At 62.4% G+C, this 11,072-nt stretch carries 6 protein-coding genes and 1 pseudogene; all 7 read right to left on the reverse strand.

Going from position 1 to position 11,072, the window contains the following annotated elements; translation table 11 throughout:
- Positions 1-122: 122 nt before the first annotated feature.
- Positions 123-533, reverse strand: coding sequence for an NUDIX hydrolase (locus tag ABZS43_RS01975; RefSeq protein WP_355033907.1), 411 nt, complete (start codon positions 531-533; stop codon positions 123-125).
- Positions 534-1,766: 1,233 nt separating this feature from the next.
- Positions 1,767-2,935: pseudogene (locus ABZS43_RS01980) on the reverse strand (IS3 family transposase).
- Between the two features lie 560 nt (positions 2,936-3,495).
- Positions 3,496-4,425, reverse strand: coding sequence for a DUF3883 domain-containing protein (locus ABZS43_RS01985; protein ID WP_355033908.1), 930 nt, complete (start codon positions 4,423-4,425; stop codon positions 3,496-3,498).
- 215 nt (positions 4,426-4,640) lie between these two features.
- Positions 4,641-5,660, reverse strand: a complete 1,020-nt coding sequence (locus ABZS43_RS01990; RefSeq protein WP_355033909.1) for a CBS domain-containing protein — start codon at positions 5,658-5,660, stop codon at positions 4,641-4,643.
- Positions 5,661-5,662: 2 nt separating this feature from the next.
- Entirely contained in the window at positions 5,663-7,468 is a 1,806-nt protein-coding gene (locus ABZS43_RS01995; protein ID WP_355033910.1) for a DUF262 domain-containing protein, read from the reverse strand.
- A gap of 126 nt (positions 7,469-7,594) precedes the next feature.
- Positions 7,595-9,760, reverse strand: a complete 2,166-nt coding sequence (locus ABZS43_RS02000; protein WP_355033911.1) for a DEAD/DEAH box helicase — start codon at positions 9,758-9,760, stop codon at positions 7,595-7,597.
- Positions 9,757-11,064 (reverse strand): BREX system ATP-binding protein BrxD, encoded by a 1,308-nt coding sequence (brxD, locus tag ABZS43_RS02005; protein ID WP_355033984.1) that lies wholly within the window; start codon positions 11,062-11,064, stop codon positions 9,757-9,759. Before brxD ends, ABZS43_RS02000 begins: the two co-directional genes overlap by 4 nt.
- Positions 11,065-11,072 lie beyond the last annotated feature (8 nt).

Below are 11,072 nucleotides of genomic sequence, written 5' to 3' on the forward strand. Positions count from 1 at the left end.
CGAAAGGTCCCGTTCGCAGGCTATCACCGCCGGGGGCGGAGCAGTCCCAGCCGATGCTGCGAGTCGGTTCGGGTTCATGGAGCTGGTTTGGCGCCGAGCCGTGTTCCGTGGTGGCGGTGAGGCTAATGCGATGAGGTCAGTGTGCTGAAGAAGATTTCGAGGATGGCGTTGTCGGCGTAGGCCAGCTCTGTCGTCGCTACGTCGGTTCGGCTGAACCAGCGAAGTCCTTGGCCTTCGGTGAGGGTTACGTCGTCGATGTCGAAGCCGGCGGCGGCGGTGAAGGTGTGTTCGATGCCGAAGTCCAGGTCGCGGGTGCTCAGGTGGTGGACGTGTTGCGGGTCGAGTTGGATGCCGATTTCCTCGTCGATTTCGCGGATGATGGTCTGCAGTGGCGTCTCGCCGTCTTCGATCATGCCGCCCAGCAGCGCCCACAAGTTGGGGTAGGGAATGCCGGGTTTGTCGTCGCGCAGGTACAGCAGTACCTGGTTGTCAGGGTTGACGAGGATGATCTGCGTACCTTCCGTTTTCGCCATGCGGTGGGTTTCCTTTCGGTTCAGCGCTGGTAGGCGGTGGCGATCTTGCGGACCGCGGTGGCGGTGTCATCGATGTCGGTTCTGCTCATCGCAGGGTAGAGCGGCAGGCTGAGGATGCTGTCCGACAGGGCCGTGGCGAACCTTCGTCACATGAACACAGGCGTGCGTTCATGATTCGGACTCCATCCGGTTGTGCTATTTTTTCACTGGTTTGCCAGCCGCCTTGTCTGCGGATCGAGGGCGAACTTTGTGATGTCCGGTAATCACCTTGGTCGGAGCGTCGTAGACGTCATAGGAGGTCACCTCGGGCACTTACCCAACGTGCCCGTAGGCATGACCGCCGGGATTGGCCCGTCGCCACACGAAGTAGTGATCAAGACGCCATTATCGTGACGGCGATAACGAAGACACTCAGCCCGACAGTCCACCAGTTCATTCGCTCACGGCTCCGAGAGTTCAGCGCAGGGCATCACGGGCAGTTCATCGGTTACGTAGTCGTCGACGAATATCTGTGCGTCGGGTAGCCAGTCATGTAGCTCGCGTTCAACCAGGTCGCCTGCGGGGGCCGTATGCCGATAGTCAACGGAGATGCTGGCTGGAGCACGTGCGCCGCAGTTCTTGACCGCGTAAGTGATCCGTATGCGCCTGTTTGATCGTCTGGTACTGAGGATGCACTGGGGTGTGTGGAGAACCTGGTGTCAAATGTTCTGTACGAGTTGAGCTCTCGCTCGATATTCAGTCATACTGTCGTACTCGGACGAATCCGGGGGGCTGTGGGGAGTTGCGTGCAGTCTTGTTCAGCTTGTATTTCCTCAGGGGAGTTGCTGTCTGTGACGAGTCAGTTGCAGGATCTCGCAGAAGTGCTACAGGGTAAGGCCGAGGACTGGGCCAAGGAGCTCATCCAGCTCGATGCTCCGAATAGTTTGTTGAATTTCAAGCTCGCCAAGACGATGTCACTGGATCTTGCATCGAGTCCTGAAAGATCTGTAGCGCAACTACTTTTGGGTAGGCCAACCCGATTGGGGCGAGTTGTTCGTTGGCGATCAGGCATACCGGGACGCGTGCACCTGGACGCGCGGTCTGGTTCGTAGGATCCGGGGCTTCAGTGAGGAGCAGGGCGTTGATGTGGGCCGCTTGGTCTACGGGCGGGTAGTCAGCGCCGGCGCCAAACGAGGCGGCCTTCGTGCGCCTTGAGGGGCCGGGAATTTCTCGGACAGCGAGATTTTGGTCATCTCAAGCTGTCTGATTCCGATCGAACCATTCTGACTCTACTTCGTTCGGTGTGCGGTAGTCAATTGCGGAGTGAATCCGAATCTGGTTGTACCGCAGCTCGATATAGCGGGCGACATCCTTGCGGTTTTCCCGGGTCGGGTATTGGGTTCGGTTCACGCGCTCGTTCTTCAGGGGGCCGTTGAACGATTCTGCCCACGCGTTGTCATAACAAGTTCCTGTGCGGCAAACCGACCGTAGGATGCCGAGCTCTTTCGCCACTGCCGCGAATTCAGCGGAAAGATACTGGCTGCCGCGGTCGCTGTGAAGAATTGTTGTTCCGGCGGCGAGGGGTAGGTTCCGGGGCGGCCATGCGCAGTGCATCGGTGACCAATTCGGTGCGCATGTGATCAGCCATCGCATAGCCGACGACTTTCTTCGAATAGCAGTCGAGCACTGTGGGGAGATACAGCCATCCTTCCCAGGTTCGGATGTAGGTGATGTCGCCGACGAGTTTGCGTCCGGGCGCGTCGGCGGTGAAGTCGCGCGCCACCCGGTCCGGCAGGTCGGCGGCGTCGCCGGCGACGGTGGTGACCGGCCGGAACGGCCGGGGCTGGCACGGCACCAGCCCCAGCTGGCGCATGATTTTCCGGACAGTGTCCGGATCGATCATGGTGCCCCAGCGGGCGAGCTGGGCGTGGACACGGCGGTAGCCGTAGGTGCCGTCGGAATTCTCGAAACAGAACCGGATCTCGGCTTCGAGGATTTCGCGCCACTGCGCGGTGGCCGATGGTTTTCGGTTGCGCCAGTCATAGAATCCCGACCGGGATACTTCCGCCCACCGGCACATGTCGACCACGGAATGATTGCCTTCTTCGGCCGCGATGAACGCGTACTTGACCGTTCCGGTGCTTCCTCGCGAAGAAGGCCACCGATTTTCCCAGGAACCGGTTCTCCTCTTCCAGTTCCTTGACCCGACGCTCCAATTCCTTCAACCGGGCACGTTCCGGCAACGACAAGCCCGTGCCCGTCGAATGAGTGCGCGGAAACTGTTTCACCCAGTTCCGGATCGTCTGATCAGTTACCCCGCAATCGCGTGCTACATCGGCGACCGTTCGAGACTTCTCGACCACCTCACGTGCCGCTGTTTCCCGGAACTCCGGGCTGAACTGACGCGACTTCTTCTGTGCCACAAACAACTCCGTTCAGTTACCCAAATTCTACTTTGGGTCACTGTCCGAGAAAGTTCCGGCACCTCACTGCTCCACGCAAGGCCGACTTTGCTCCATTGCTTCAGTTCGACCACGACGTAGTTGTCATCGCCGGTCTCGGGGTGTACTCCAGCGAGCACCACATCAGCACGACCAGCCGATCCCGGCAACTTGTATTCGATGAGCATTTCGACGTCTGCCAAGCCCGCGTCGACCAAGACCCGCGCGAGCACAGGCAAACTTCGATCCCAGGAGTTCTTCTCCTTCGAACCTGCGGCCTGGTGCTTCGCGATGATCGCCGACAACCTCTGGTGGTGCGGAACCTTCTTCAGCACCTCTTCCTCGACAGGGAATGCAGATAGAGCGTGTGCGGTGGAGCGATAAGAAAAGCGCGTCAAGATAAACCTCGAGTAGCGTGAAAGATCCTGCAGTAGAGTGACACAGAGCATGGAGGTCCGCCGATAAAACTCGACGACGGATGGCAGCCGCGTTTGTTCGTGGCTCACCTGTTCCGACCGACCAGCTCGGACCTCGAGCGCGAGTTACGCGCCGACCCGCCAACGATCCGGTGCTACCCCCAACTGTGATACCCCTCGCCAATCGAGGGCCTCGACCTTCGGGTGGACAAGGGCATCCATCACGAGATACAGCCGTGCCCGGGCATCGGTCGATAACACCTCATGCTCGCGCCGAGTCAATACGAAGCGCCGAACCATGCCGGCCGTTCCCTTCACCTCGACGGGCATTTCCTCGTCGACGCCACGCCGGTACAGCAAGTCGTAGCCGCATCCGTCCTGTTGGCAATCTCGTGTCTCGTGCCATCCATCTGCCCGGAGATGGCTGCGTACCGCGGATATCGCAGCCTGCTCCACCTTTCGGATCAACTCTTGGTCGGTGGACCAGCCGCCTTGTGTGGCTACTGCCGCAGGATCTGGCAACGGAGATGCGCCTACCGGTGCGAAACCCTCGTCGGTGAAGCACTTTTCCATCAGTGCGGCGGATTCTGCCGAGATCATTTGGAGGCCTTGTTGCACCGCGGTGTTCTCGACCTTGAACCGAACTCCCTGCCGGTTGCCCGGAAACCGATCCGGCACTGGGGTTTCCAGAGTGACAACGTCTTCGATAGGTATCACCCAGGTATACTGCTGAGGGTCGGGCCACGGAGGATTCTTCGCTACTCGCCCCGGTCCGGCGACCATGAGCCTTGCGATCAGTCCTGTGCGAGGCTTCGGCGTACCGCCACGCCAGACATACACGGTATCCCCACGCTTGACTTCCTGCGCCCTTTCCTGAGCGCGGCGGCTGGACCTGACGCCGATCAATCCCTCCGACTGGCAGATCTCCCAATTCCCGGAGTCCTTGTACTGCAACGAAAAAACGAACTCTGACACCAACTGATCATGCCCGAAGAACTGAAACACCGACACCCCAGCCGCGATCTGGGCTACCGCGGTGCGGCGATCGATGTCCACTCCGAACATATTGTTGCCAGGGTCATCGACTCGCGCCAGATCACGGGTGCTCTCGGTGCACTCGACATAGCCGCCGTGGCATGTTCACCCGCCCGGACCGTTGACCGAAGAGCGTCACCGAGGTTGATACGGTCGGGTTCGATGGCGAGAACCGCGCACGGCCTGGGATGCTGCACGGGCCGACAATGACGGACGATCTGCTTCACCGCATGCCCTCACATGAGCTGCTTCAGCAGAGCCGAGAATTTCCGAAGAACGTCGAGATCGGTGGCACTCGGCGGTTTCGTGTCGAAATGTGCGATGCCGTTGCGGATATTCTTCACCTTGGTGAGGTGATCGATGAAGCGGGCTCGGTCCACACCGAGCCACCCGAGTGCCTTCCAGTTCGCTTCCGCGGCAGCGTCGAACGAAGGGTTCTGGCTGTCCGGACGCAGCAGTTTGAGATAGTCGCCGAACATCAGGTCGCCGATATCCCCGGTCTTGTTGTTCTTGCTTTGGACTCCACGAATTGCGTCGGGATGGAGCGCGCCCAGGCATGAGCGCAGTTGGATCTCGATCTCGCCGACCAGGAAGAACGGCAGGGCGGTCTCGTGGAAGCGATCGGTGATATCGGTGGGTGTGATGATTCCGGTCAGCTTGCCATCATCGTCGCGTACCAATAGATATCCGTGATCGCACAGGCGAGAGAGCTCCCGGAACAGGTCCCGGTGGAGGTCTACGGTTTCCGCGGTGGCCATTGCGTCAATGAGCGTATGCCCCGCTCCGGGACGCAGATACATGGTGGCAACGGACTTCCAGGTGATGATCCCCCTGAGGCTGGACGGGCCGTCGATGACCGGTATCTGCGAGTAGCCTTCGGTCTGCATCAGATGCAGCGCATTCTGAAGTGTGCTGTCGGAGGAAATCTGGGTCAATCCGGCTGTGGCAGACGGAAGATCGCTCACCAGGAACGGGCGCTGTGGCAGCGTGCCCGGCTCGAGTCCCTCGGTTTCCTCTATGTCCGTCGGAGGGGAAACCGGGGCCTCGTGGATGTCGATGACTTTGACTGTCGCACCTCGTCCGCATGTCGCGAATGGGGGTTCGGTCGTGAGGCCGAGGGCCTCCAATGCCGCATCGATCGCCGGGACGGATTCGAAGTTTCGATATCGGAAGCCGAAGAACGCGAGCAGGTCCGACACCGTGATGTCGGAGTCCTTCAGCTTCTTGACGTCTTCGAGGTTGGGGGATTGCGACATGATTACCGCTCTGTCGGCTCACGGAAGACGGTGCCCTTGCCCATCGCGCTTTTCACCAGATCCAGGAGTTGACGGGAGCGGTCGGTGTAATAGCTGTCGAAATCGTCGGCGCGTAGGGCGGTCGGGTCGATCAGATGCGTGGCAACGATATCGTCGAACCATTCGTCGCGGGTGCCGGATTCACCGGCGAGCACAGGCAGGTAGGCGCTCGGAGCACCGACCAGGCTGCGGCTCGCGCGGTGCGAGAGCATCGTCTTGTTCACGATCGAGTTTGCACGTGCGGTCGGAATCTTGTTGCGGCTGCACCAGTTCTTGGGAAAGACCTGACGGATATCGACGGCGTTCTGCTGCAGGGTGCCGGGACTCAGCGGTTCATGGCTGTAGTACCAGTCGACCGCTTGTTGCTTGACGAGTAGGGCGTAGATTCCCTTGTACGCTGCGCTGTTTCGCGTAGAGAGAGTGTCGAGGCGGTCCTCCAGGAAGACTGCTTCGACGACGGTGTCGGGAGTTTGCCCAGCAGACTTCGCCCAGTCGATCAGTTGCTCGACATCGCGCGGAAACCGGCTCTCGGTGGATCCGCTGTACATTTCACCGAGGACTCCACACCAGTACCAGCGGGTGATTCTTTCCAGGATCTCCGGATCGTCGGTGCGGTCTCCCAGAATGGCACGAACGGCAGCCAGGGGTACAAGTTGCGTTCGGTAGGGGAGATCGGTGGAGCGGACGATGCACTGTTGATCGAGGAACTTGCCGACCCACGCGAAGGCATCCCTCAACTGGGGAGCGAGGCGATCGAAGTCGGGCAGTGGCAGGTTGAGCAGGTCGCGTCGCTTACACGACACCGATGCATTGCGACTGTTCTGCTGCTTCCGCTCCCAGGTGTATACGAGTGCAACGGCTTGGAGGAAGTCGACGCTGGTCAGTCCGTTCTCTATGTTGACCTCCAATTGCCCGAACACAGGGTAGGTGGTCGCGAGTTCCTTCTTGATGTCTTGCCACACCTCGGGCAGCCGGTAGTAGTCCGAGTACTGGCCTTCGTAGTCGCGGTTACCGGCATACGTGGCGGTCAGCAATTCGAACACGTTGAGTGGCACGCCATTGGTATTCACCCGTTCGAATACCGAACACACCGCGTCGGGTGTGGTGGAGGCCTCCAGTCGAATCATCGGAATGAGGAAGGAGTGCACGTTCTGCAGCACTGCTTGATCGAAACTCGGCCACAGTGACCAGTTCTCGTCATCGAGCTTGACGAACTCTCGCATCCAAGCGTGCACGCGGTCGGTATCGAAGACGATGTGGAGTGGGAAATGCTTGGCACGACATTCAGATTCGGTATCGCGGAGGTCGAGTTCGACGGTGCGGGCAGAGGTGGCGCGTACCCGCCGCTCCGGCGGCACCGAGACGATGGCGTCGTCGCGGTCCGCCGGCGCGGCGACGGCTTTCGCGATGTCGATGTAGTACCAGCGATGTAGTTCGTTGCCCCGAGCGTCGGTGGTGCGCACCGGTACGTCCATGTACAGCGCTTGGAACAGCGAGGTGAGGCGTTGCTGCCCGTCGAGCAGTAAGAGGTCGGGTTCCACCGGCTCGGTGGTTTCCGCGCCGGTGAGGGCACGGGCGCGGAACGGCGACTTGCCACCGGTTTCCAAGGTCATCACCACACCCAAGGGGTAGTCGAGGGTGATGGTTGCGATCAGTTCACGGATCCGTTGGTCGTCCCACTTCCAGTCGCGCTGGAAGTCCGGAAGCTGCATGGCCCCGGTTCTGATCTGTTTCAGAACGTCCTGGAGCTTCGGGCTGTCGACCGCCACCGCGTGTCCCCCTGCTGTCGTTCGATTGGTGTGCTGCGTAATACCTGATACCACAATCGAATTGGCTGCGCAGCGCACGCGGCATCGAGACTGGTTGGTTTTCATCTGGGGGACCCGCACGTGGCGTCAGGAAACCACACGCCACCGTGTGGGATCGGACAGCGCGAGTCGAGCGCCGGAGAAGTCGGCGAGCCTAGCGGCAACGCTCGCGGCCGCGAGGTGTTCCGGGAGCAGGGCGGAGAACTTGAGCCCGGCCACCGCGCGCGGATCGACGGTCGGCAGAGCGAGCCGGTCCGGATCCAACGACCGCGAGACCGCTTGCCACATCTGCGGTGTCAGATCATCGCGCAGTCGAACTGCGAGGTCACCGGGCCGCTGGTCCGGATCCGCTACCCCGTCGAAGCTTGCCGCGAGGGTCGCGTTCGCGCGGTACCCCGCCCATGTCCACCAGCGCACGGTGCCCGATTCGGACGTGATGAGCGTCGCGTCGGCGGCCACGGTGCCTGCCCGGTGTTCGCGCTGTTCCGCCAAGGCGATGAGAGCGCGCCGAGTCAGCGATACGTCAGGATCCTCGCCGAGTAGAACAGCCCGCATGGCGCGCGTCAGCTCGGCGGACAAGCCCCGAACGCCGAGACTCGACCACTTCGCGACCCCGCCGCCTTCCGCCGGTTCGACGAACGCCCGTCGCCGCTTCCAGTCGATGTAGGTGACGCGCCAGCTGCGGCCCGCGAGTAGCAGCAGGCGAGGGCCGGGCCGGTCGTCGGTCAGCACCGAGGCGTCGGTCTGGCCGATCTCCTGCCGCCCGGCGAGCACGGTGAACTGCGGCGGTGCGGTGAAGGACGCGGTGAGTTCGAGGAAATTCCTTCGGCCGAAGCGTTTTTCGGCCTCCGTGCCGATGAAGAGCAGATCCTGGTCGGAATCGAGATAACCGTTGCAGACCAGGTACGCCATGATCGGTTCGGCGGACCGATCGAACGGTGGCAGACCGTTCCATTCCTGCGACCACACGCGGTTGCCCAACGTGCCGTGCTGCAAGGTGACCGCGAGCAGCTGCTGGGCGATGAGGTGGCGCGGATGCGGGGGCGCGGTCACGGGTTCGACCCAGCCGCGACTCCAGAGCAGCAATAATCCCGCGGCCTGCACCAGGGTGTCCGGCGTGGTGGCGAGGAACAGGCAGTTGCGTGTGCTGTCCGCGCGACGTCCCGTGCGTCCGATGCGCTGCAGGAAGGACGCGACGGTGCCGGGCGAATCGATCTGGATGACGCGGTCCAGATCACCGACATCGATGCCGAGTTCGAGGGTGGAGGTGGAGACGATCACGCAATTGCGGGCTTCGGCGAAGGCTTGCTCGGCGCGGGCGCGTTCATCGGTCGACAGCGAAGCATGGGAGAGGAACACTGTCACATCCCGTGCCCGCAGGGCGGCCCCCAATTGCTCCACCTGGCGGCGGGAGTCGCAGAAGACGAGCCGCTTCTCACCACGATGTAGCGCTGCGATCACTTTGGCGGCATTCTCCAGCGAGCCCACGTAGTCCAGTTCGACCTCGCCGGGCGGTCTGGACGGCACGCCAACCTGCTGCGTCGGCGAATCGGTACCGGAATGGCCTGGAAGATCGGGAGCGATGACCGAAGCAGGTCGCGTTCCGGCACCGGACCCCTGTAACCAGGTCAGTAGTTCGTGCGGATTACCCACGGTCGCAGATAAACCCACGCGCTGTATCGGCCGCCCGGTCACCCTCTGCAGCCGCTCGAGCACGGCCAGCAGATGCCAGCCGCGGTCATCTCCCGCGAAGGCGTGCACCTCATCGACGACGATCGCTCGGATGGAACCGAGCAGCAGGCCGTGATCGGTTTTCACTCCGATCAGCATGGCTTCCAACGATTCCGGGGTGGTCAGCAGGACATCGGGAGGTTCGGCGCGGATTCGATTGCGCTGCGATTCGCCGATGTCACCGTGCCAGAGCGCCGCGCGGCGCCCCACCCACTGTGCGTAACCGTCGACACGGGTGACGAGGTTGTTCAACAGGGCCTTCAAGGGGCACAGGTAAAGCACCGACATCCCGCGCCAGTCGTCGTGGGTCATCGCGCTCAGCAGCGGAAAACACGCCGCCTCGGTCTTGCCGCCCGCCGTGGGGGCGAGCAGGATCGCGTCCTCGCCACGCAGCAGCGGATCGATGGCGGCCCGCTGGAGCGGACGCAGATCCGGCCAGCCCAGGGTATTGACGATGTGATGGACGATCACCGGGTCGAGCCGGTCGATCGCAGGGGATGTCGCCTCGGCCGGGGGGCTCACAGTTCCAGGTCGATATCGTCGGCGCTGACGAGATTGCGCTCGGTATCGGTCAATTCGGTCGAACCGACGGTGAGCCGGTAGTGCTGTCTCGGGTCGAAATCGGCGAACTGATCGATGCGGTCGAGCACATCGCCGACCAGCTTTTTGAGGAATAGGCGCGGCGCGACGCCGACCTTACCGCCGAGCGACCCGGTGACCGCGATCGCCAGATCGGCGATGTAGGCATCGTCGGCGACCTCGATGATGCGTGCGCTGTTATCGGTGCCCGCCGCATACAGGTCGCGGATGGTGATGCCGAGTGAGGTGAGAGATTCGAGTGTGAATCCGGGTAGGCGAATCTGCACCGCGCGCGGATTGTCGAATCGCGGGTCGGTGGTGAAATCGGTCGCCAGCCGCTGTGCCAGCGGTGCCAGCCGTTGCACGCCCTGCTGCCCGTCGAAGAAGGCGGGCGTCCCGGTGATCAGCAGATACAGCCCCGGAAAACGGCCGGAATACACCTCGTCGATGAGCTGGCGCAATGCGTTGAGCGCCTTGTCGCGCGCGTCGGAGCGCACCCGCTGCAAAGTCTCGACCTCATCGAGCACTACCAGCAGCCCGCGGTGCCCGGAGTCCCGCAACACTGTCAGCAGACCCTGCAGGAAGCCGAACGCTCCGAAATGGTCGAGGTCACCGCGCACGCCTGCGGCCCGGCGAGCCGAGGCGGCGACATTCGGTTGCCCGCCCAGCCAGGCCAACACCGCCGCCGCGGTGGCCTCGTCACCGCCGAGTACGGCGTTGCGGTATCCGCGCAATGCCGCCGCGAAAGACGGTGCGTGCCTGGAGACCTCGGCCAATCGCGCGGTCATGAGTTTGTCGACGGCATCGGCCAGGTCGTCGTCGGAGACGCCGTCGGCGACGGCGTCTTCCTCCAGCGCGTAGAACCAAGCGTCCACCACCGGCCGTAGCGCGCTGGGGGGAAAGCTGGACGTGGTCAGCCGCTCGGTGAGTCGCCGATAGACCGTCTCCAGTTTGTGCAGCGGTGTCTCCGTCTCGGAGATCTGGACTTCCGCCACCGCGAAGTTGCGGCGTTTGGCCTGCTCGCCGAGCCACCGGGAGAAGAAGGTCTTACCGGATCCGTATTCACCGCGGACGGCCTTGAACACCGCACCGCCGGAGGCGACCGCGTCGAGTTCGGCATGGACTGCGTCCTCGAACCGATCGAGCCCGGTGGCGAGCACGTCGAGGCCGCTCTCGGGGACCGCGCCACGACGCAGCGCGTCGATGACCGCTCGCCGACGGGCCGCGCTCACCGGTAGCGGCTGCACGTTACTCA

Source organism: Nocardia sp. NPDC005366, assembly GCF_040606855.1.
Lineage (GTDB): Bacteria > Actinomycetota > Actinomycetes > Mycobacteriales > Mycobacteriaceae > Nocardia.

Excerpts from the sequence above, each read along its gene's own strand:
- ABZS43_RS01975 (WP_355033907.1), bottom strand. The coding sequence starts at position 533 with ATGGCGAAAACGGAAGGTACGCAGATCATCCTCGTCAACCCTGACAAC.
- ABZS43_RS01990 (WP_355033909.1), bottom strand. The coding sequence starts at position 5,660 with ATGTCGCAATCCCCCAACCTCGAAGACGTCAAGAAGCTGAAGGACTCC.